The 22,476-nt window shown below is 67.7% G+C and carries 16 protein-coding genes and 1 pseudogene; 10 read left to right on the top strand and 7 right to left on the bottom strand.

The genetic code is table 11. The annotated features are described in order from the left end of the window. A partial coding sequence (locus ACN469_RS21520; RefSeq protein ID WP_498770610.1) for a hypothetical protein occupies nucleotides 1–878 on the top strand: 878 nt, incomplete at its 5' end. Nucleotides 879–980: 102 nt separating this feature from the next. Here the strand turns inward: ACN469_RS21520 and ACN469_RS21515 are convergent. The 4 genes from ACN469_RS21515 to ACN469_RS21500 form a co-directional block, all read right to left on the bottom strand. Further along, on the bottom strand, nucleotides 981–3,131 hold the full coding sequence (locus ACN469_RS21515; protein WP_498770609.1) for a Kelch repeat-containing protein: 2,151 nt from the start codon (nucleotides 3,129–3,131) through the stop codon (nucleotides 981–983). A 100-nt stretch (nucleotides 3,132–3,231) separates the two neighbouring features. Next, entirely contained in the window at nucleotides 3,232–3,897 is a 666-nt protein-coding gene (locus ACN469_RS21510) for a DMP19 family protein (RefSeq protein WP_498770608.1), read from the bottom strand. Between the two features lie 341 nt (nucleotides 3,898–4,238). Beyond that, nucleotides 4,239–5,627, bottom strand: coding sequence for a hypothetical protein (locus ACN469_RS21505; RefSeq protein WP_498770607.1), 1,389 nt, complete (start codon nucleotides 5,625–5,627; stop codon nucleotides 4,239–4,241). A gap of 69 nt (nucleotides 5,628–5,696) precedes the next feature. Next, nucleotides 5,697–5,909: a hypothetical protein gene (locus tag ACN469_RS21500; protein WP_498770606.1), complete on the bottom strand. Its 213-nt coding sequence runs from the start codon at nucleotides 5,907–5,909 to the stop codon at nucleotides 5,697–5,699. A gap of 354 nt (nucleotides 5,910–6,263) precedes the next feature. On the opposite strand from ACN469_RS21500, the gene ACN469_RS21495 reads away from it, so the two are divergent. From ACN469_RS21495 to ACN469_RS21485, 3 genes are all read left to right on the top strand, one after another. Beyond that, complete coding sequence (locus tag ACN469_RS21495) at nucleotides 6,264–7,139, top strand: DUF2381 family protein (protein WP_498770605.1); 876 nt, start codon at nucleotides 6,264–6,266, stop codon at nucleotides 7,137–7,139. Then, the gene (locus tag ACN469_RS21490; RefSeq protein WP_498770604.1) at nucleotides 7,136–8,941 is read left to right on the top strand and encodes a serine/threonine protein kinase; all 1,806 of its coding nucleotides are present in this window, start codon (nucleotides 7,136–7,138) and stop codon (nucleotides 8,939–8,941) included. The genes ACN469_RS21495 and ACN469_RS21490 overlap by 4 nt, the downstream gene beginning before the upstream one ends. Before the next feature lie 157 nt (nucleotides 8,942–9,098). Beyond that, nucleotides 9,099–10,253, top strand: a complete 1,155-nt coding sequence (locus ACN469_RS21485; RefSeq protein WP_498770603.1) for a serine/threonine protein kinase — start codon at nucleotides 9,099–9,101, stop codon at nucleotides 10,251–10,253. A gap of 144 nt (nucleotides 10,254–10,397) precedes the next feature. On the opposite strand, the gene ACN469_RS21480 is transcribed toward ACN469_RS21485, so the two are convergent. Continuing rightward, complete coding sequence (locus ACN469_RS21480; protein WP_498770602.1) at nucleotides 10,398–10,664, bottom strand: transposase; 267 nt, start codon at nucleotides 10,662–10,664, stop codon at nucleotides 10,398–10,400. Between the two features lie 415 nt (nucleotides 10,665–11,079). Between ACN469_RS21480 and ACN469_RS21475 the strand changes: the two genes are divergently transcribed. The 6 genes and pseudogenes from ACN469_RS21475 (at nucleotide 11,080) to ACN469_RS21450 (ending at nucleotide 16,453) form a co-directional block, all read left to right on the top strand. Further along, complete coding sequence (locus ACN469_RS21475; protein ID WP_498770601.1) at nucleotides 11,080–11,673, top strand: plasmid pRiA4b ORF-3 family protein; 594 nt, start codon at nucleotides 11,080–11,082, stop codon at nucleotides 11,671–11,673. Between the two features lie 202 nt (nucleotides 11,674–11,875). Next, a pseudogene (locus ACN469_RS21470) lies at nucleotides 11,876–12,382 on the top strand (protein kinase domain-containing protein); the annotation flags it as partial. Nucleotides 12,383–12,503: 121 nt separating this feature from the next. Next, nucleotides 12,504–12,749: a hypothetical protein gene (locus tag ACN469_RS21465; protein WP_498770613.1), complete on the top strand. Its 246-nt coding sequence runs from the start codon at nucleotides 12,504–12,506 to the stop codon at nucleotides 12,747–12,749. Between the two features lie 374 nt (nucleotides 12,750–13,123). Next, entirely contained in the window at nucleotides 13,124–14,473 is a 1,350-nt protein-coding gene (locus tag ACN469_RS21460; RefSeq protein WP_498770600.1) for a hypothetical protein, read from the top strand. A gap of 16 nt (nucleotides 14,474–14,489) precedes the next feature. Next, nucleotides 14,490–15,989 (top strand): DUF2380 domain-containing protein, encoded by a 1,500-nt coding sequence (locus ACN469_RS21455; protein WP_498770599.1) that lies wholly within the window; start codon nucleotides 14,490–14,492, stop codon nucleotides 15,987–15,989. Next, nucleotides 15,986–16,453 (top strand): NUDIX hydrolase, encoded by a 468-nt coding sequence (locus ACN469_RS21450; RefSeq protein ID WP_498770598.1) that lies wholly within the window; start codon nucleotides 15,986–15,988, stop codon nucleotides 16,451–16,453. Before ACN469_RS21455 ends, ACN469_RS21450 begins: the two co-directional genes overlap by 4 nt. Nucleotides 16,454–16,656: 203 nt before the next feature. Here the strand turns inward: ACN469_RS21450 and ACN469_RS21445 are convergent, their stop codons facing one another. Both ACN469_RS21445 and ACN469_RS21440 read right to left on the bottom strand, forming a co-directional pair. Continuing rightward, a complete protein-coding gene (locus ACN469_RS21445; RefSeq protein ID WP_498770597.1) occupies nucleotides 16,657–20,154 on the bottom strand; it encodes an ELWxxDGT repeat protein in 3,498 nt (1,165 codons plus the stop codon). 290 nt (nucleotides 20,155–20,444) lie between these two features. Beyond that, complete coding sequence (locus ACN469_RS21440; RefSeq protein WP_498770612.1) at nucleotides 20,445–22,403, bottom strand: ABC transporter substrate-binding protein; 1,959 nt, start codon at nucleotides 22,401–22,403, stop codon at nucleotides 20,445–20,447. Between the last annotated feature and the right edge of the window lie 73 nt (nucleotides 22,404–22,476).

The following is a 22,476-nucleotide window of genomic DNA, read 5'->3' as shown; positions in this document are numbered from 1 at the left end:
TGACCGCCCTGCCGCTCACCGCGATGCTCGGCTGCGACAACGTGACACCCCTCGCCGAGGAGACCGCCGACACGCGGCCCGCGCAGGTCACCAGCGCTGCGACCGCCCTGAGCTTCGAGTTCGATACCACCGGCATCGCCACGCCGCCGTCCGGTGGGCTGCCCACCCAGTTGCTGCCGGCCAACGCTTTCAACGACGCGATTCTCCAGCGGGGACTGATTGGCACGACGGAGCCCTTCACCGTGTCGGGCGAGATGGGCACCCGTCTCGATTTGGAGTCAGCGAGCTGGAAGCTGGAGCGGGATGGTGCGTCGGGCCGTGCCCTGGTGCTGAACAAGGTGGAGAGCGGGCCCGTGACGAGGCAGGAGCCCGCGGTCCTGCAGCGCAACTCCCTGGCCCGGCTGCAGCGCTGGGGCATTCCCACCACGGAGGTGGGTGAAATCCGGCAGGTGGCGTCCTTCCTCCAGAGCGAGGATGTGGGCACCATCGAGCCCGCGGAGCTCCACCGGCACAAGACCTTCGTCCTGCGCGCCATCAATGGCATCCGTGTGCAGGGCCACCGCGCGGTGGTGACGCACGGCGTGGACGGCAGCTTCCAGCGAGCGCTCATCACCTGGCCCGCGCTGGCGCGTGAGGGCCACCTCCTGCGGACCCGGCTGAGCACGGCCGAAATCGAGCGGAAGGCCACCGAGGCCCTCGGGGCCGAGGGGCTGACGACGGGCCGGGCGAGGCTCTTCTGGAAGTACGTGCCCAACCGGCTCACGGATGGAACCTGGGCGCTGACGCTCCAGGTGGGCGCTTCCGTGGCCGCCGTCACCACGGAGAATCACACCGAGGAGCCGCGTGTGATTGACGTGGATGTGAGCGCGGTTCCGTAGTCACGCGCTTCCCGACACCGCCGCCTCCGGCCAGGGATGCCGGAGGCGGCGGTTGCATTTGGGGCTGTGGTTGAAGCGGCGCCGTCGCCCCGGGTCGCGAACCTACGGCGTGTACAGCTCCGCCGAGGGCTCGCCCGCGGGCCCGCAGCCCACCGCCAGGACCTCCTGGGTGTAGAGCGGCGTCAGCGTGAAGTCCGCCCGGGCGACGAGCATGCCCGCGGTCTCCTTCCACGTGTTCGTCGCCGGGTTGAACAGCTCCGCGTTGGCCAGGGTGGTGGTGACGGGCTGGCCGCCGCCCACGCGCGACAGTCCGCCCACCGTCAGGAGTGAGCCCGAGGCAAGTACGACGCTCGAGTGGAGGTGACGGGTGGTGGCCAGGCTCCCCGTCGCGGCCCACGTCGCCGTCGTCGGCGAGTACAGGCTCGACGCATTCACCGAGAACGCGCCGAAGGGGATGGAGTTGCCGCTGCGTCCACCGACGGCGAGCGCCAGACCCGAGTCCAGCAGGTTCAAGGTGAAGTCGCTGCGCCCCGAGAAGGCGATGTTGCTGGTGCCCGTCCAGGTGCCCGTGGCCGGGTCATACAGCTCCACCGTCGGAGTCTGTGACGTCATGGAGTTGGCGAAGTACGTGCCGCTCGCCGCCATCACCCGACCATCCGCGAGCAGGACGGCGGAGTGGTCCGCGCGGCCGAAGCCCAGGCTGCCCGTGGCCGACCAGGTGCCCGTGGCCGGGTCATACACCTCCGCGCTGGTGAGGTAGTTGATGGTGGCGGTGCGGCCCCCGGCGACGACCACCTTTCCGGAGGGCAGCACCGTGGCGGTGAACTCCGAGCGCGGCGAGAGCAGGCTGCCCTGCGGCGTCCAGGTGTTGGTGTCCGGGTCGTACAGCTCCGACGTCGTCTGAGTGGTGGACGCATTGCCGCCGATGACCAGCACGTGCCCCCACGGCAGCCTCACGGCCACATGCCCGCTGCGCGCCTCCGTCATCGACCCCAGCGTGCTCCAGGTCTTCAGGCCTGGGTCATAGGACTCCACGCTGGTGAGCGGGGTGCCGGAGCTCGCGCCACCCGCCACGAGCACCGCCCCCGAGGGCAGCTCCGTGGCGGTGTGCTGGCAGCGTCCCACCCAGAGCGAGCCGGTGGCGCTCCAGGACTGCTGCCCCGGCTCGTACAGCTCGGTGGCGGCCGAGGCGGTGGAGCCGATGAATCCTCCGGAGAACAGCACCTGACCGGAGCGCAGGAGGGCGGCCACGCCGACGGTGCGGCTGGAGAGCAGGGGCGCGGAGATGTTCCAGGTGCCCGTGGCGGGGTTGTAGAGCTCGCTGGTGCCGCTGCTGTCGAAGACGAGCACCTTTCCGGACGGGAGCAGCATCGCGTGGTGACTCGAGCGGGCGCGGGACAGGGAGCCGGTGGGCGCCCAGGTGTTGGTGGCCGGGTCATAGAGTTCGGCCGTGTTGGTGCCGCTGCCGCCAGCGATGAGGACCTTGCCGGAGGGCAGCAGCGTGGCGGTGTGGCTGTGGCGCGCCCGGCTCATGGGCGCGACATAGGTGAAGGTGTTCGTCGCGGAGTCGAACAGCTCCGCGGTGCTCAGCGTGCTGAGCCGGCTGCTGCCGCCGGTGACGAGCGCCTTGCCGCCGGGCAGCGCGGTCAGCGTGTGGCGATAGCGACTTCCATTCATGCCCGTGGCCGTCCAGCTGTTCGTGAACGGGTCATAGAGGTCCGCGCTGGAGAGGATGCCCACTGCGCCCGAATATCCGCCCGTGATGAGCACCTTGCCCGTGGAGAGCTTCGCGGCCTGCGCCACCGTGCGTGCTTGTGCGCCGGGGTTGGTGGCGGTCCAGGTCCCCGTCGTCGGTGCATAGATCTCCGCGGAGCTGAGCACGACACCCGCGCCGCCGCCGCCGTATCCATTCGCTATCAGCACCCGGCCATTGTCGAGCAGGGTGGCGGTGTGCTCGCTGCGGCCGGTGATCATGGAACCCGTGGTGGTCCACGTGGCGGTGGCCGGATTGTACAGTTCCGCGCTGGCCGTCACGGCGCTGGAGTTGCTTCCACCGGTGACAAGCACCTGTCCGGTGGCCAGCCGCGTGGCGGTGGCATTGCCTCGCGCGTAGACCGCCGCGGTGGTTGCGAGCCATTGTGGCGCCGCCAGCGAGGAGGTCTGGGAGTCCGAGGTGGGCGCGGGTGACTCCACGGCCGTGGGGCCGCAGGCCAGGAGCGTGAGCAGGGAGGGAAGGAGTGCAATTCTTTTCATGGAGGCGCCCGCCGGCGCGGGAATCGCATTCCGCTCGGGCGCGGCGCATCCTGAGCGCTTATCCCAGTCAGTTCAAATCGACCCTGACCGGGTCGTCCGCTCAGTCCGTGGAGCCGGCACGGGTTACCACTCGCGGCGCGTAGTGCCGCACGACCTGCTTGTCGAGCGGGTCGGGATATTTCCAGAACGCCTGGTCCAGTGCATACAGTCGGTTCCGTTCGGCTTCGGTCAGCATGCCAGGCAGAGCGGACAGCGATACCAGCTCATCGGTCTCCCCATGGTGGGCAATGACGTGCAGCATGTCATCCAGACATTGTTGTGTGCCATGGGCGCCAATCCTGCCCAGCGCCTCGATGGCCAGATGGCAGGTCTCTTCACCCCAATTGCAGAAGAACTGCATGAATCCGCCGTTGTTGATGTCGGCCTCCATGCGCCACAGCGCGACCAGCTCGCGCTCGTCGGGTGGCAAGGCAGACAAATCCCTGTTGGCGTGTCGCAGCCGCGCGAGGGCATGCTCGTAGAGCGCATCCTGCTCGATGGCCCAGACGCTGACCATTCCATCGGGGGCGGGAGTCCATAGCGCCGGCCAGTTCACGCCGCGCCTGTCTTCGGTGAGAACCCAATCGAGCCGTTGTTCGGGCGTGGCCTTGGCGACGCGAAGGGAGCCGCTGAGTGGCGTGGCCAGCACGCGGCCGTCCGTCAGGTGCAGCAGGATGTGTTTCTCGTCGAAGCCCACGTCGATGATGCGGTTTTCGTCTGGAGTCATGTGCGTCACCCTCGGGTGGCCGGGCTGACCATGCCGCCTGTCCCTGAACTTCGTCCGTGCGTTCGTACCCCGCGGGGCGGAGTCACCGGAGTCAGCTTCCACAGCTGCCCCGTGTAGTCGCCCGTCTTGGCGAGGATGGGCACAAGGTGAGGCTGTTCGACTACATCGAGGTCTTCTACAACCAACAGCGCCTGCACTCGGCAATCGGCTACGCTGCGCCGGCCGAGTTCGAAAGCGCAGCGGCGCAGTCAACCTGTCCATCGAACCGGATCACGCCCAGCTGCGGCGGCTCCCTGGAGGAGGACTGCCCGGGCGCTGGGGGCGGCCCGGGCGGGAGCTCATCACCAGTCGTAGCCGTGGTAGCTCTTCAGCGAGATGACCTTGCCGCTGTTCGGGTAGTACAGGATGCCGTACTCAGCGTAACTGTGGCAGTTGTGGCAGGGGAGCTCCTCCCAGGCGAACCACGCCTGGATGGGGCCACCGCCCGCGAACGTGTCGATGGCGGCCAGCAGCGGGGAGCTGCTCGAGCCGAAGAAGTAGTTGTTATCCACCAGGCCGGCGCGGTCGGTGGCCACGCCCCAATCGAACGGCGGCACTGCCTGCGTCGTCTCGTGGAGGTGGTCCACCACCGCCTGGACGGTCACCGGCGTGGCCGGGCACTCCGGGGTGCTGTACGCGTCGATGCCGACCAGCCCGTACCACGTCGTGGCCAAGGAGTCGGAGACGGGCGCCTGGAGCCCGTGCGCCGGGGGCGGGAAGCCAATTTCGGTGAGCGACAGCGGCTGGCCGGGGAGCACCTCGCAGGCGCTCGCGTACGTGCAGCGCTGCACCTGGCGGTAGGTACCGCACGAGCTGAAGTCCAGCGTGCCCGCGGGCTTCGAGTGGTAGCAGTTGTAGACGGCCGGCTGGCAGGCGGGGGACGGCCACGTGTTGTACGGGTCGTCGTTGGTGCTGATGGCCAGCCCGGTGACGCGCACCACGAGGCGCGCCGTCTCGTCCACCACGGCGCCGGTGTTCAGCGCGGCGGTGAAGGTGAGGGGAATGGTGTGCGGGTCCACGGCCTGGTGCACGGCCGGGTAGCGCCAGTCCAGGTTGAAGGTGTCCGCGTCCACGCGGGAGACCGTCGGCACGCCGTCCGGCGCGGTGACGGTGAGCGACGTGGCCGCCGAGTCCACCCGGCCGCGGTACATCAGGGCCTCGGTGCCGGCCGTGTTGCGCACGTAGACCGGGTCGACGTTCTCGAAGACGGAGATGGAGTTCGGCCCACGGAAGTCGAAGAAGCGGGGCGTGAGGATGAGCTGCGCGTAGTACCGTGTCGGCGAGCCCGTGAAGGTGTCGATGGAGACCAGCAGCGGCAGGCCGGAGAGCATCGTGTTCAGCTCGTGGCCCTCCTCCAGCACCACCTCGAAGCGCCGCTCGCTGATGACGCTCGCCGTGCCGAAGGCGTCATCCGGCACGAAGCTGAAGACATCGCGGAGGTAGCGGTTGGTGGTGCCACGAATCACGAGCACGCGGCGGTTGTTGCGCGTCTCGAAGGTGCCCAGCGTCTCGAAGCTGAGCTCGTGCGTGCCGGTGGGCTCGTACGCGTAGATGCGGGTGGCCGTCGCCGCGGCGGTGGAGACGCCCGTCTCCTCGACAGGGACGACTGGCGACTCGTCGGGGGACGTGCTGCCACAGGCCGTGACTCCGAGAGACAGAGCACAGGCGAGCGCGAAATTGCGGAAATTCATGCGTTTCCTCCGGGTAAGGAATTCCGGGGGATAGCACATGCGCCTGACGCAAGCGTGACGCGGCAGGTCTCAGCCGTGTGGCGACACCGGTGTGACACGCCGTCGGAGGACGGTGGGGATGACGGGGAAGCGCAGCCACGCCGTCAACGCAGGGCTCGTGGAGTCACAGCGACCGCCCGAGCCGTTCGGGATGCTGTAGGACACCTGTGGCGTGGACGCGCTGTCCGACACGCGGAGGTAGGACGAGAAGTCGACCGCGACGGGCTCCGCGCTCTCCACCATGTTACGAGGTGACGTCGAAGTTTCTCCGACTCGTTCATCCGGTGAACTGGTTCCTCTAGTTCCACCTCGCCAGGGCACACGCTCCCGTCAGCCTCCCATGGGCTTCTCGCGAGCCCTGTGAGAATGGGGAACTCGGGCCGATACACCCATAAGCGGATTGCCCCTGTTGGGCCGCGTGTGCCCTCCGTGTGCCCCTCCAGTATGGATTGACGCGGAAACACCGGGGAAGGGTGAGGAACGGGGCGGGATGTCAGTTGTACCGGTGACCCCCCGGGCTGCGGCGCGCTGTAGGAAAGAGCCCCACTGCGCGTGCATTCACGATGGTAACCTTCCAATTCGGGAGGTCACGCATCCTTGCTCCAACCCTTCAGATTGGTTCTTCCCCTGACGCTGGCGCTCGCGTGGGGAGCTGCCGCGCAGGCCCAGCCGGCCACGGAGGCGGGCGTTGACCGTAAGCGCTCCGTGACCATCGCCAGCACACCTGCCGAACCGCTGCCCGTCGTCCATGTCGCGGCGGACGCCCGGACGGTGTTCCTGTTCTCCGCGCCGATCCAGCGGAAGACCCTCACCTTCGACGAATCCCGGATTCGCATCCTGGATGCGGGCGAGCGCTCCATCATCGTTCAGCCCGTGGCCAACCTCACCGACGGCGAGCGTCAGGAGATCGGAGTCTTCTTCGCCGACGGCCAGGTGCCCTCCCGCGCCGCCTTCGTGCTCGTGACAGACCCGAGCAACGTTGACGCACTGATCGACGTGCAGCGCCCGGAGCCGCCCAATGCCGCCTGCCAGCCCACCGCACAAGCCCCGACGCCAAAGCCGGAGGACTTCGTGCTGCTCGGCTATTTGGACAAGACGGGCGTCACGACGACCCTCGGCAAAGGAGTGAAAGACGCCGCACACGGGCTTTCATCGCGAGCGTCCGTAGCCTTCCGGGGCACGGGTTGGATCCTGATGGAAGTGAAGATCACGAATGGTCGCAACCGCCCCGCCTGGACACCACAAGAGGCAACGTTCCTGGGGCGTGACGGCATACCCCTGCGGGCACGGCTCGTAGCGAAGACGCTGGGGGCAATCCCCGCGGGAGAGGAGGGGCAAGTGCTTGCGGTTGTTGAAGTGCCAGAGACGGACTCGGACCTCGTCTTCACCTTGGAGGTGCGTGGGGATGGGGGGCGTCGTCTCACGATTCCGGACGTGCGCTTCCCGCTGCCTCGTTCAGGAGGAACCCCATGAACCCGACATTGCTCCACGCCCTGCCCGGTTCGTTGATCGACGGGTGGCAGGTTTCAAAGGCCCTCGGTGACGGAGGTTTCGCGTGCGTCTTCCTTGGAGAAAAGAACGGCAGGCACCGCGCCATCAAGGTGGCCCAGCACCGGGAGTCCAGCGGCGACTCCAAGCAGACCCATGCCCGGACGCTGCGGGAGTTGACGGCACTGCTCATGCTGAACCATCCGAACATCGTCCGGCCGCAAGGGCATGGACTCGCGGAGAGTGGAAACCTCTACCTCGCGCTCGACTACGTGGACGGCTGGACGCTCGCGGAATGGGCCGAGCGCAAGCACCCGACCGTTCGCGAGATACTCAGAGTCTTCGAGAAGCTCACCGGTGCGCTGGCGTACATGCACGGACGGGGCATCCTCCATCGGGACCTGAAGCTGTCCAACGTGCTCATCCGGAAGAGTGACGGAGAGCCCGTCATCATCGACTTCAGTTGCGCGACCTACACACTCGCCGAAGCCTTGACGGACGGGGGCTTACCTCCGGGCACGGAACGCTATCGCGCGCCCGAGCAGTTCGAGTTCCTGCGCGAGCACAAGGACGAGCACCGCGCTCGCTACGCCTTCCAGGTCGCCGACGAAATCTTCGCGGTCGGTGTCATGCTTCATGAGCTGCTGACGGACCCGCGACCGACGAAGTTTCGTCCGCGCTTCGACTTGAACAACGCGGCCCTACCACCGCCGTCGCCCCGACTGGCGAATGCGCGGGTTCCAGAAGCAGTGAGCGACCTGATTGAGAACCTGGTGGCCCTGGACCCCAAGCGGCGTCCGGTCGATACCGAGGCGCTGCGCCGCGAACTGGCGGATCTCCTCGCCGAGCGCTCCGCTGAGTATGACGTACCGGCCCATCCGCCCGCTGAACAACGCCAGGGCGGGCCACCACCTGCGGCACTGACGATTCCCTCCCCTCCCCAGTCCCTCAAGCGGCATGTGGCCATGGTGGGGCGACCACGCGCATTGGGAAGGTGGTTCCCAGGCATCGTTGGTGTCGTGGCGCTCGTCGTTGCGACGGCCCTCTGGCGCTATTCGGCGGCGCTCCCCGGGCCCCCTGTCGAACCGCGCATCGCCGCGGGCCTGCGCCCTCCCAGCCCTCCACAATCCGCCCCGCCCAGGATAGCCCCTCCTGCTATGTCCTCCCCTGGTCTTTCCCCCGTGGCTCCCTCGGCGCAGGAGATCGACGACGCACAGAAAGAAGGTTCAACCGTGAAGACCCCTCCGTCTGAAACGCCGCCCCCAGGACGCACGCTCCGAGTCCCGAAGAAGTCGGTTGCCGCCGTGGAGTGCGCGTCGCTGTCGCTTGTCGCGGCGCTGGCGGCGGGTTGTCCCAGTGCCCAAATCCGGCCCGAATCGTTCACCTGTCCTGCTGGAGCGAAGGAAACGATGCGGCACCAGCTTCACTGGAAGGTCGGGGACGATTTCGGCCTGAAACTCGACGCCAGCGAGGACGATGACGCAGACGTGTGGTTTACGCCTGGCGCGGCGGTGGTGAGCGTCGTTCCGGAAGGCCTCAACGACGACCGGCAAGCGGCGGTCGCCCCTGCTGGGACACGCTTCTACGGCAAGGCGTACTACCTCTCCGACAAGATGGGACGTGCGGATGGGCCAGCGCTCGTCATCCGCTATGACCGCGTGAAGCTTCCAGGGCAGGACGAGCAGCCCATCTGCTTCGTGGTGGAGGGGCGTGTCTACGCGTTCAAGGACGGCAAGGTGAAGGGGCAAAATCGGGACGGCGGGTTTGTCGTGGACCGCTGGCCATGAGTGGCGCCGGGTGACGTGTTGGGTAGGTGTTCGATTCCGGCGCCCTCCTCTCCAGACGCGACAGGACCTCCCAGGGTCGTTCCGTAGCTGCCCATCTCACGGGTAACATCGCTCGCGACGCGTTGGCCAAGGATGCCTGCGCGAAGGAGAAACGAGCATGTCGGCAAGTGAGTTCAGGCTCCCACGCGGAGCGATTCTCTTCATGCGGGACGGCTTCCAGTACGAGTTCCGCGAAGACCTGGGAGAGGTTCACCACGGATTGAGTCTCCTGCTCGCCCGGCGCCGCACTTCGGAGGGAAGCATCCGAGGCAAGGTGCTGCTCAAGGCCGCGAGCGTTTCGCAGTTGCTGGAGCCACCTCGCGTCAAGCGGGCGCGGGCGAAGCTGGAAGAGCAGGTGCGCCTCGCGACGTACCTCGACCATCCGGTCATCCTCCGTGTCCACGGGCTGCACAAGGCGGAGGGCTGCTGGTACGTCATCACCGAGCATCCGTCGGGGCACAGCATCAACACCCTGTTGACGCTCTCCGGGGAGTGCGGTGGCCGGTTCTCTCCCTTCTGCGCACTCCATGTCGGGGCTCGCGTCGCCGAGGCCCTGGAGCATGCCCAGGAGGCGAAGGACGAGCAGGGGCGCCCCCTCAACATCGTCCACCGGGCGCTCGACGTGGAGCACCTCTTCGTTGATTGGAACGGCGACGTGCAGGTCTCCGACTTCGGGCTCGCCATGTCGGACCTGCCCGGCCGCGTTTCATCCACGGTGCACCGGCCGCATGGGGATGCGTTCTACTCCTCTCCGGAAATGCTCCTGACGGGCCGTGCGGACGCGCGCTCGGACCTCTTCGCGCTGGGTAACGTCCTGCTCGAACTCGCGACGGGGAAGAACCTCCTGGATGCCCCGGACACCCTGACCGAAGAGGTGAAGGGCTCGCTGTCGGTCAGGCAGCGCAGGCGTGTCCGGCATGCCATCAAGCGAGCCCAGCTCGCGGGCAGCGAGCCCCTGGTGGCGGACGCCATCTGGCGCGCGGCGACCTACACGCAGGCGGACTTGGAGGTGTTGACGGAGCAGCTTCCGCAGGGGCTGGGTTTGGTGCTCCGCAAGCTCCTCCAGCCCCGTCCGGACGACCGCTATCAATCGGCGAGTGAACTGGCGGCGGACCTGCGTCGCTGGCTCGGAGAGGGAGATGCGTACGGCCGGGAGGACGCATCAGCCGAGCTGCACGAGATGGCCAGGCGAGCCCACGAGGTGATGGTCGAGCTGGGCATCCGGCGCCCCCGAGGACTCCAGTCTTCCCAGGACCGAATCAGCACGAACTGACGCCATGCTTCCATGTGCCTCCAGTGTGCCCCTCCAGCGTGGATTGAGTGGGCACACCAGGGAACAGCATGGGACGGGGCGGGAGGATGAATCCGAGGAGAATCAAGGCGATAGCGGGTAACAGCGCGTCCTGCTTGGGGTTTCCTATCGCCTTGCCTGCGAGTTCAGGGTGACGCTGGCGTGCAGGTCGAGCCAGCGGCGCTCGATGCGATTCTCCTCGGGGCAGTAGGGCGGCGGGAAGTGCAGGACGATTCGGCCACCCAGTTGAGCCAGGGCCAAGCGCGTCTTTCTGCTGTCGTGGATGGAGGCATTGTCGAGGATGAGGTGGATGCGCCGCGCTCGCTTGTTCTCGGTGGCCAGCCGCCACAGCAGCGAGATGAAGAGGGAGCTGGCCTTGCTCGTGCCCTTCACCCACGTCACCTTGCGCGTCGTGGCGTCTGCGGCCCTTCAACATCCAATCCGGACCGACCTTGGGGTTGAGGTGGATGTCCACCTCGTCCACGTAGAAGACGGGCTCTCGGACGCAGCAGGCTGCCGCCAGTCTGCGCAGTTGGAAGATGCGCCGTTGTCGCTTCATCCGCGGCCACGGGCACAGCACGAACGGCTTGGGCCTCTTGAGGCTGGCGCCCACCGCTCCGAGCGCTCTGCCCATCGTGGCCACAGACACCTTGGGGACGCCCCGGCGGCCCATTTCCAGGCAGAGCAGCTCGCGGCTCCAAGTGGGCCTTTGCCAGCCGCACTCCTGGGGCGTGCCGAGGAGGACTTCCCGCAGGGCTTGCAGGACGCTTTCCCTTCATGGCCGGAGCGGCTACATGCGCCCTCGTCCATGGCTTCCCGTAAGAAGACGACTGCCGAGCCTTCCATTCACGTGCTGCACGTCGAGTTGGTGGGCATCCAGCCGGCCATCTGGCGCGAGCTTCACGTGCGCAGTGACATGCCCCTGTCGAAGCTGCACGACGTGCTGCAAGAGGCCTTTGGGTGGACCCACAGCCACATGCACGTGTTCGAGGACACTTCGCGGCAGCGATACGGGGACACGGCGGGAGATGCCGATGACTTTGGCTTCGGCGACTCGGAGCTGCGGGATGAGCGCAAGTCCACCGTCGCGGACATCGCCCCGCGTGCTCGTCGCCTCTTCGGCTACATCTATGACTTCGGTGACGACTGGGTGCACCGCATCCGCGTGAAGAAGGTGCAGCCTGCCGAGTCCGGCAAGAGATACCCCGCGTGCACCGCTGGCGCGCGAGCGGCGCCGCCCGATGACTGCGGCGGCATCCCCGGCTACGAGCGCCTCCTTGAGGTGCTTGAGGACCCCGAGCACGAGGAGCACGAGGACATGCTCCAGTGGCTCGGCGGCCCGTTTGACCCCGAAGCGTTCGACCTCAAATCCACCGACAAGGCGGTCTGCGCCATCAGGTGATCGAGGTTCACGAACTCTGGTTTGGTTTCCTCGGGGGACGTAAAGCGGCTTTGCAGAATGGGCCTCCTTGGGTTCACTCAGGGTAAGAGGTAATTCTATCTTTTTAGACCTGTCAGGTCGTTCAGGTCTGGAAGGGCTGGCAGTATCTTGAGTCTGCCTTTGCGCGAATCCCTCTCGCGCGGGCGCTCGGAGCTTCCTGTCCATGTCCAGTCCGTCTGGCTTTCGGCCTGCCGGGAGCGTTGTCCTATTCACCAACGGCGACAACTCTTACGAGTTCTGCAGGGACTTGGGAGAGGGCCGCGTCGGTGAGCGAATCCTCCTCGCGCAGACCCGCACGCCCAAGGGCCTCGGGGAATGCGTTGTGCTCAAGTGCCTACCCCTGCCGAAAGCGGCGGACGTGACGGAGAAGTTCCTTCGCACCCGCATCCGCCTGGAGGAAGGGGTTCGGCTCGCCCAGTACCTTCGCCACCCGAGCATCGCGCGCGTCCATGGCCTCTTCGAGACCGAGCATGGACTGTGCGTGGCGATGGAGAACGTCGAGGGACTGTCGCTCAACACGCTGTTGGCTGTCGCCCAGGCGCGCGGCTGCTACTTCTCGGAGGCGTTCATCCTCTACTTGGGCGCGGAGGTGGCGGCGGCCCTGGCCTATGCACACGCGCGCACGGATGATGCGGGCTTCCCGCTCGGCATCGTCAACCGGGACGTGAACCCCGCTCGTATCAGCGTGGGCCCCCAGGGAGAGATTCGGCTGACCGACTTTGGCGTGGCCTTCTCCCGTCTCGCGGGACGGCTGGCCACCTCGCTCCCGCGTCCTCAAAGAGCGGGAGAAGGTGCTCGCGGCCTCGGTGGCCGCGCTCGTGACGGAGCTGCCAGCGTTCGCGGAGGATGCCATCTGGTGCGCCATGGCCTACAGCTCCGAGGACGTAGAGCACGCGGCGCAAGGGCTCGCGGTGCCGCTCCGGGACATCCTCCACACGTTGCTACGGCGCAACCCCGCCGAGCGCTTCGGGACGGCGGCCGAGTTGGAGCTTGTCCTTCGCGCCCAACTGGCACGACTGGGGCGCTACACGAGGTAGGACGCGTTGCGAGAGGTTCAGCACGCCCTCGCGCAGGCCAGTGACAAGCTCTGGGACTTCGAGGTGCCGAGCGACGAAGGCGGCATCACCCCGCCTGTCCATGAGGTTTGGAGCGGAGCTGAGTCCACCACAGCGTCCTCCTTCACCAGGGGCACGCGGCGAGCGTCGTTTGGCTCGCGCAACCCGGATGATGTGCCCACGGAGCCCGGTGCCGGTCCGCGCCGTCGCACGTTGACGAAGCAGCCGACCGCGTAGCGGCGGCACCTCTTTCCCCCACCACTGCTGATTCACCACCGGCACGGCGCGAGCCGCTCAAGCCGACCGGGAGACGTGTGTTCTTCGTGCCTCATTCGGGGCACGCACAGGAGGCGTGTATGCGCAGGAAGCGAAGTGGATTCGTCGCATTGCTGCTGTTGCTGTTCCCCATGCTGGGCTGGGCCTCGGAGCCTCCCGTTTCCGAGAAAGAGACGTCGTCTCCCTCTCTGGCACCACCCGCGCGCAAGTGGCACCACCTGATGCGGCTGGAGGCCACGACGCTGGCGTTCCTGCCTCGTGCTGGCGTGGGGGAAGACGAGGGCTTCGTGCAGGTGGAGCCCACCTTCATCCTCGACGGGGGGCCTGAGTTCGGCGTCAACCTGGGGGCGCCCGTGCGCTTCCGTCTTTGGCGTGAGGAGGATGGCGCGCCCCTCGTGCGTCGCGAGGACTGGGACACGCTCTCGGACTGGGGGCAGCTCGTTCGAGGGCTCCTGTTGGGGTCGGACAACGCGCCGCTAGGAATCTGGTTCGGCCCGCTGGAGGAACACCGGCTCCTCTCCGGCCATCTCGTCCGCCGCTACTCCAACCGCACGAATCCCGACTACCACCCGGCCGGGGGTATCTTCACCGGCACGTTGGGCCCGCTCTACACGGAAGCGTTCGCGTCGGATGTGCTCGGCGCGCGGTTGTTGGGAGCGGAGCTCTCCCTGGACATGGAGCACCTCCTCTTCGGGCAGCCCGAGCAGCGGGGCCGGTACACGCTGGCCGTGTCTGCCGCCCATGACTGGGGGCGAGCGGGAGGGGCGGCGCCATCGATGACGCTGGCCCACCTGGACGCCATGGCGGTAGTGGTGGCCCAGTCCGGCATGGAGGCTTACGTGAATGCCGGGTGGGGTGGCCGTCCCGGGGATGGCGGTGCTTGGGGTGCGGTCGTGGGGGGCGGGGTGGACTCCCTCTCCGAGAGGTTCAACCTGCGCCTTCGGCTGGAGGCGAGGCGCCAGCAGGGTGGCTTCCGGCAAGGCTACTTCGGCGCGGACTACGAACTGGCGCGCTTCCAGGCGGCGGGCCCTGACGGCGTGCCGCTCGCGGATGCTCACTTCCCGGACGGCTACTCCGCATTCGCGGAAGCCCTCGTGGAGTGGGATGCAGCCAGCTACGGAGGGCCCTACAAGCACCTGAGCTTCTCGGTGGGCGCGGAAGCCTTCTCGTGGGGGCGCGTCGACGTGGACGGTCGCGTGGCGGTGCAGCTCTTCGAGCGCGCCTTGGAAGTCGCGGTGAAGGGGCTCGCCGTGGGCGCGGGCAAACCAGGGGCGCGCTACCTGGGGGCGGCGGAAGTCCGCTGGCGATTCTTGGGTGGGAAGCTCTACGCGATGGGGACGGGGGGCACGCTGCTGTTCCCCACGACTGAAGGGACGTTGCGGCCTGGCGCCTTCGCATCTGTGGGCCTGGGGGTGGACAATGCGCGCTGATGCCCTGCTCCTGGCCGTGGTGCTTGCCACGGGATGCGCGTCGGTGCCGCATGCATCCGGACGTGGCGGAACGCTGAACTACACGCCTCGCGGGGCGACCTCTCCCGAGAGGGCGGATGTTACGAGCGACGAACGCCCCGATGCCTTCAGTCCGGCCCCATACTCCATCGCGGCGTCCGGGTCCCGACAGCGACTTGTGCGTCATGTGGGGGCGCGAATTGCCGCAACGAAGGCTGCATCCGGAGCCGCCGGGGGTAGAGCGCAGACTGGCGCCTCGCCGCGACAGGCCGTCCTCGACGCCATCGACGAAGTGCAGTCCTCGCTGGATGGGGTTGAAGGGGCATTCACCAAGCTGGTGGACCGGCCTCCGGCTCTGGGTGGGTGGAAATTGAACGGGGGAGTGTTCACTCGCTTTGTCGAGCACGGAGCCACTCAGGTGACGTGGCTCCGTGGTGCGCTCGGGAGTGCCACAGGGCTGACGGAAGTCGCCTCGGAAGTGGGTGACTCGGACATGGAGTTGGGAGTGCTTCGCATGACAGGGCCCAAGCTCCAGGCCGCGATGTTCGGGACTCTGCTGCTGGCCACCTGGGTTGACTTCCTTCTGCTCTCTGACGCTGTCCTCCACCATTGCTTCGTGTGCGGCGAGGAGAAGCTGCTCGTGGCGCTGCACCGCGTCCGGGGCCTGATGGAGCCCACGTTGAAGGACCTCGAATCGCTAGACTCGGAGAGGGCGGAGGCTGCGGCGACGGCGATGCCTGAGTTGATGGGGAAGCTGACCCAGGAGTTTGCCGCACTCCACGCGCAGACCCGCGAGAACATGAAGGTGGGTGAGAAGGTGCTGACGGCGGTGCAGGTGTTGGAGATGCTGTCCATGGTTTCCACACTGAAAATGGCGCTGCCACGACTGCCCCCGGCCGCACCGGTGACGCTCGGCATGAGTCTCGCGATGGGTTCGGGAGGCGTCATGATGGGCTCTCGCATCGTCGTCTCCGTGGAGTGGGTGGAGATGATGCGAAGGCTCGTGCAGGCGGGCGTCATCTCCGTTCCGGCAGTGAGCGCGGCCGTCCGCATCCACGGCGGGCAGGTGATGATGGCGCAAGCGCACCAGGACTTGCCCAAGGGCGTGCGAGAAGCGCTGGGCGACAGTCCCGAGGTGCGCGGCATGCAGGTGACAGATAGAGCTGGAGCGGGCATGTCCGAGGCACCGAAGCACCACGTCATGCCGAAGGAACACCGCGAGTGGTTCGAGCGGCGCGGCTTCAAGGGCGACATGGACATCGACAAGTTCTGCGTCCGCCTGGAACAGTCCCTCCATGAGGCCATTCACGGCGGGGGCAACTGGAAGTTGGGACGCACATGGCCCGGCGAGTGGAATCGGATGATCATGAAGACCCTGAGCGACGCCGAGATTGCCGCTGGTCGATCTCTGACGCGGAACGAGATCCTGAATCTCGTCGCGAAGAGCATGCGGGACTATAGGGTCCCTATGAACTTCGTCACTGGGAGAAGCCGATGAGCGACGGAGCCGCTTGGCAGGGCAACATCAAGGTCCGCCTGTACGAACGGGTCCGAGAGCGGGGATACGACTCGCTGTCCGCCTTTGCTGAGGCGCGACCTGCCGTTCCGCTGTACGTCCTGGCCGACGAGTTGGGCAATGACGTTGCTGCGGTGCAGGTGTTGAGTGGTCTGCTGTACGAGGCGGAGCAGCGCAATCGAGTTACGTGCTTCGTTCGAGACGTGCTCGTGCGCGAAGTGGGAGAGGGACTCCCCAACGGCTGGCCGCCCGTCTTGGATGACGCAAGTCGCTTTGAGGTTGCAATGGTGCTTGGTCGCTGGTCTGCGTACACCCCAGAAACGCATGAAGCGCGCGTGCGGCAGGCGAGTGATGCGCTCCTTGCCAATCCGCCTCCGGCTGGCTGGCGTCCGCTCGGACCCGACGACGAGCTTCTACGGACGCTTCTCCCTGACGAAGAAGCCTGACCACCAGGGGGCCGGTGAGTCGGCGCCGAAGCCTCCATGTGTCCCCAGTGTGCCCCTCCAGCGTGGTTCGAGGTGGCACACTGGGGAACTACATGGGACGGGGCGGGAGGATGAACCCGAGGGAAATCAAGGTGATAGGGGTAACAGCGCGTCCTGCTTGGGGTTTCCTATCGTCCTGCCCACGGGTTCAAGTCCCGTGGTCCTCAAGACGGGCGCCCGTGCGAGGCGCCCGTCGGAGTGGTGGGTCGATGAGGCTGGTGCGGGGCGTCGTGGCCGCGCGCGGCCCGTCGACGTCGCAGGGGGCCTCCCATCAGGAACAGCAAGCCCCAGAGCAGCGAGAGGCCCGTCGGGCTCGTGGAGCATCCGCCGCCCTTCGGCTCGTCGTGCGTGATGTCCGGTTCGTGTCCCGCATCAGCCCCACCTGGGCCCGCATCTGGGGACACAGCCCCCGCATCCGGGACTACGTCACCCGCGTCGGAGGACACAGCCCCCGCATCCGGAGGTCCGTCGCCCGCGTCCGGGGACACGGTACCGGCGTCGGAAGGCTCCTCTCCCGCGTCCGTTGCCTCCGGACCGGAGTCGGGCGTGTGCGCTCCCGCGTCGGGAAGCGTGGTGCCTCCATCCTCGGACGAGGGAGGGCCCAGCACCGTCACCCGCATCTCACAGGTCGCGGTATTGCCCGCGCCGTCCCGGGCGGTGAACACCACGGGCGTCGTCCCCACGGTGAACCGGGTGACGGAGCGGGGCAACGAGGTCACCTCGACCTCGGAGACGTCATCCCATGCCTCCGCCATGCCGAATTCGACATAGCGCCTGGCTCGGCCTCCCGCGTCCACCACCACGTCCGCCGGGCAGGTGATGGAAGGGGGGACCGTGTCGAAGTGCTCGGGGCCCACGGCCCACAGCTCACGTCCTCGCTCATCCAGGTCGGCGGTGAAGTAGAGGTGGTCGCCGGCGGGCATGAAGGACCGTGGCGTCGAACCTGGGTCCCCGGGCTGCACATCCGCGAGTCTGTGAGTCCCGGCCAGCGTCCCATCCGTCGTCCAGGGCTCGAAGCCCGACACGCCATCCGAGGCGGAGAACACGAGCCGGTTCCCCAGGGCTCGCAGTTGCTCGGGATTGGAGCCCGTGGGGCCGGGCTGGACATCCATCACCAGGGTCGTTCCCGCCACGGTGCCGTCCGTCTTCCACAGCTCCCAGCCGGTGGTGTCATCCTTCGCGGTGAAGTAGGCGAGGGTGCCAGCCACCACCGGGCGCTCTCCCGACACGGTGAGGCCCGAAGGGCTGATGGCGACCGTGCCCGCCGCCGTGCCATCGCTCGCCCAGATGCGCCCCTCGACGTGGGCCACGAGGCGTCCGCCGATGAGCGACAGGGCAGGGCGGCTGATATCAGACAACGTGTTGAAGGAGGTGACGGGCGCTGTCCCTTCCGCTGTTCCATCGCTTCTCCAGAGGCTGCGGACGTTGGCCGTCGTCGACGAGGCCAGGAAATAGAGCGACCCGTTCGACTCGACGAAGGAGAACGCGGGCATGTCGCCCAGCGCGTGGATGGCCCGGAGTGGCCCCGTCCCCGCGGGCGTCCCGTCGCTCTTCCACAGCGTGGACTGGAGGCCCGCGCCCACGCCGAAGACAAGCGAGCCGCCGAAAGTCCCCAGCGGACCGAAGCGCTTGCCGCTGGCGGTTCCCAGCTCGGCGACACGCTCGGCGCCTGTTCCCGCCGCGCCGACCCGCCAGAGCGCCACGGCGCCATCGGCGCTCGCGAGGAAGTACAGCCACTCGCCCAGGGCCACCGGCGCGCCGACGAGCTCGCCCCCTGTCACCCGCGTCTGGCTTCCCTGCGTGAGGCCCGAGGACCAGATGGTCCAGGCCGCGCCGTCCCGGGCCGTGAAGTACACGCGGCCGCGGAACGCCGTCAGCGCGAAACGCTGCTCGGAGGTGACCTTGCCGCCCGGATCCAGGTCGGAGATTCGCACCGTCCCACTGCGTGCGCCCTGGCTCTTCCAGAGTCGGAACGTGTCGGGCGTGCCTTCCTGTGCCCAGAACACGAGGGTGCCATCCACATCGGTCAGGTGCTGCGGATGCGATGGAGTGGAGGCCGCGGTGACATGCTTCACGGGGACCGCGCCACCCGGCGTCCCGTCCGTTACCCAAAGCCAGGTGCCCGAGTGGGTGCGGTCGCTCCCATCCACGTCGGCGTAGAAATAGATGCGCCCGTCATCCCAACCCGCGACCTCGGCCATCGAGTCGAGCGGACCGGGCGCGGCGTCCTTCACCATGAAGGTCCCTTCCTCGGTTCCGTCGCTGGTCCACAGCTCGACACCGTGCTCGGGCGTCCGTCCCTGGAAGTAGAGGTGGGGGCCCACGACCGTGAGGCCGCCGACCACGCCGCGTCTCGGGCCTGGGTTGATATCCTTCACCCGGTACGTTCCCGCCGTCGTGCCGTCGCTGCGCCACAGCTCCGTGTCCCAGAGCGTGGTGGGGGGGTCGTCTTCCGTGGGGCCTGGAATCGTCACATAGCCCGAGGTCGCCACGAAGTAGAGGATGCCATTCATGTTCCGGAACGAGTGGAGATAGGACCCCGTGGTGCCCGGGCAGATATCCTTCACGAGCACGGTCCCCGCTTCCGTCCCGTCACTCTTCCAGAGCTCTACGTTCTCTTCCTGATCGACTCCCGTGAAGTAGAGGGTGCCGTCGATTCGCGCCATGGAACTGCTGGCGGGCATGCCGGTGTATTGCCAGTTGGGGATGCCATTGAGGGGGCCCGGGTAGATGTCCTTCACGAGCGTCGTTCCCGTATCTGTTCCATCCGTTCGCCAGAGTTCGTGTCCGTGGGTGGGATCTGACGCGAACATGTAGGCGTACTGTCCGACAGGCACGAACGTCTGCATGCCATAGGGCGTCTCGCCATGGAGGGCCAGGGAGGTGCCGGCGGGAGTGAAATCGGTCCGCCACAAACGGCGGCGCGGCATGCCGACCTGAGTGGCGGTGACGTACCTCACGCCCGCGAGCTCGAACGAGCTGCTGCCGAAGAGCACCCTGTTCGCGCTCCCCGAGGAGTCTGTCAGCAGGTGACTCCCCTCGGGCGTTCCATCCGTGGCCCAGAGTTCGCCCTGCCCTTGAGAGCGATTCACCACGAGGAGCGCCTGGTCGTCGAAACCGAAGCCCGGGAACACCGCCCAGCTTCCGTACTCCTCTCCTGTCAGCAGCTCCTTCACCCGGACGGTGCCCGCCGCCGTGCCATCCGTCTTCCACAAGGCCATGTCCGAGGCGATTCCTCCTGAGAAGTAAGGTCCGTCCCCCGCGAGGAAGAGCAGGTTCCTTCCCAGGATTGTCACGTCGCCCAAGTAGGCGCTGTCAGGGCCGACCGCGATGTCCTTCATCACGCGGGTCCCTTCCCGGCTTCCGTCGCTGACCCAAAGCTCTTTTCCGTAGGGAGAGCGGGCCGCCGCGAAGAGCATCACCTCCGTGGCGTACGCGGGATACGTATACGTCCAAGGCATGGCGCGACGCTCCTGGAACTCCAGGGGCACTTCGCCAATATCTCTCACCGGATACGCTGGCCAGGAGTCCGGACGTGATTGCAGCCGTGATTCCAGAACAGGTGAGTTGCGCTCGACCGGCACCCCGCCCTCCGACATCACCGGACTACAGCTCCCCGCCAACACCCACAGCGCACCCCACAGCGCTCCACTCGGTCTCATGCGCGCATCTTCATGAATTGACGCGCGCGTGACGAGCCCTCCGCGCTTCATCGCGTCGAACATGACGCGGAGTCCTCGGCTCTCACCGCTCCCCGTGCGAGAAGGAGCAATCCCAGACGTCTGCCATCACGAAGTCGGCGGAGACGACCCAAGGGGCCCTGTACTTCAAGCCCAGGGCCCACCATCGGTTGTCATGGAAGAACCCGCCCCTCCACGGGGAGGTGTTCTCCCCGTCGGCCCTGGGACGCGCGCGAGAAGAACACCGTCCCGCGCGTGGCCCTCCGCCTCGGCTACTCGCCCTCTTCGACGGTGAGCTGGTACGAGTCCTGGAAGTTGGCCTCGCGGTTCTTCGCGTCACGCACCTCGAAGAGGTAGACGCCGGGCTCCGCGCTGAACCGGATGCTCTCCGGCTGGTCTCCCTTGGCGCGGTCCGCTGTCTGCACCAGCGACAGCTTCCCGTCCGGCTGCACGCGGTGCAGGTACAGGCCCACGTCCACCTTCAGGATGCCCAGCAGCGTCGCCCTCAGCGGCGTGCGCACCGGCCGGTCCGACAGGTCTACCCGGTAGTAGTCCGTGTCCTTCACCGGGAACACCGTGCCGCGCACCGCCTTGCCCAGCGTCAGCTCCTGCGCGCGGTCCACCGTGTTGTTCGGCTCGCGCTCCTCGCCCCCGTTGTCCGGCACCGTGGTGATGCTGATGCGGTAGGGCTGCTCCGCGTTCTCGAAGTCCTTCACCCACTTGCCGTCCACCTTGCGCGACGCGCCCTCCACGCGGAAGTAGCAGGCGCCGCTGCATGAGACGTTGTTGAGGCGCTCGGGCTCCTTCAGCGCGCCGCCATTGGCTCGCAGGAGCACCGTCTCCTGCTGCCCGTCACCCTGCGGCGGCTCCACCATGGAGAGCACCAGGTCCAGGCGCTCCACGCCGGACAGCTCCACCTTCGCCAGCACCGGCTCCGTCGTGCGCAGCACGAAGTGGTCCACGTCGCCCTTGGGCGCCAGGAACCCCTCGCGATACCCACCGGCCGTCAGCGGCGTGGCCTTGTACAGCTCGTCATTCGGCTCCAGCTCCGCGTTCGCCCCGGCCTCCTCCTGCGTCACGGTGAGCGTGTACGGCGTGCTCGCGTTGAACGTGCGGCGCGCTTCCTTGCCCGCCCCCGTCCAGCCGCCCTTCACCACCACGTAGACGACCCGGTCCGTCGCACGCACTCCGATGTTGCGCAGCGAAAGGGCCTCGCCCTCCTTGCCTCGCAGCGAGAACAGGGGCGCCTCGGCCGCGGACAGCACCGAGATTTCCGGCCGCACGCCCTCCACCGCCGACAGGTCGATCTTCAGCGCCACCGAGGGAGGCTCGGGCGGAGGCGCCGCCACCCCCGCGTCCGTGACTTGCGCCACGCCCGTCTCCGGGGCCGGCGCGGCGGGAGGCTCCCCCCCACCGAACGTGCCCGTGGGGGAGGGGGGATTGTCCAGCGGAGCCGCGCCCTCCTCGGGCGTCCCCGTGGCCGAGCCCGTCTCCGAGCCAGGCGCCGGGCTCGGAGGAGGCGGCGTCGCTCCCTCCACGGGCGCCGTACCCGGAGCCGCGGCTCCCTGGGGCGCCAGGCCCTCGGCGCCCGAGTCCGCGTCGTTCGCCGCGGGCTCGCCCGTGGGCGCGGCGGTCTCCGGCAGCTCCACCCGGTACCAGTCCTCGTCACCCGCGTGGCCCAGGAACGCCGTCACCGTCTGGCCCAGGGGGAGCGTCATCGCGTCCACCGCCCTGTCGTTGGGCTCGTGCTCCTCGCCGTCGTTCGCGGCGCGCATCTTCACGGTGAGGGTGTAGGCCCCGCCCACGCCCTTGCGCGCGGGGGCCACGCGCAACCAGCGCTCGCCCTCCACGTAGAGGTTGGGGAAGCGCTCCGGCTTGCCCTCGCCCTCGCTGTTGATGGAGGCCAGCCGGTTGCGGTCCCGGTCATAGACCTCCAGGGTGATGTCTCCGCCGGGCAGCCCCGACACGGTGACATCCGCCACGCGAGGGGCAGGGGGCGCGAGCCGATACCAGTCCTCGTCCGCCTTGTTCGGCTGGGCCGCCAGGTCCGCCGTCACCACGCTGTCCCGCGTCATCTCCAGGGCCTGCTCGGGCCGCTCGTTGGGCTCCTGCTCCGTGAGGGCCGCCGGCCCCGTCTCCACGGGCCCCGCGTCGGGCACCTCGCTCGGCTTGTCGTCCTTGCAGGCGACCAGCGTCGCGGCCAGCACACAGACCCACCCCCAGCGTCGCATCACGTTTTCTCTCCGCATCGGGCCGCATCACTTCCTTGCGGCGTCCGGGTGTCAAGCACCCCAACACCCGGGC

The organism is Corallococcus terminator (assembly GCF_049194865.1).
Lineage (GTDB): Bacteria > Myxococcota > Myxococcia > Myxococcales > Myxococcaceae > Myxococcus > Myxococcus terminator_A.
Note: the sequence above shows the minus strand (reverse complement) of the source record. Positions and strands in the feature narration are given on the sequence as shown.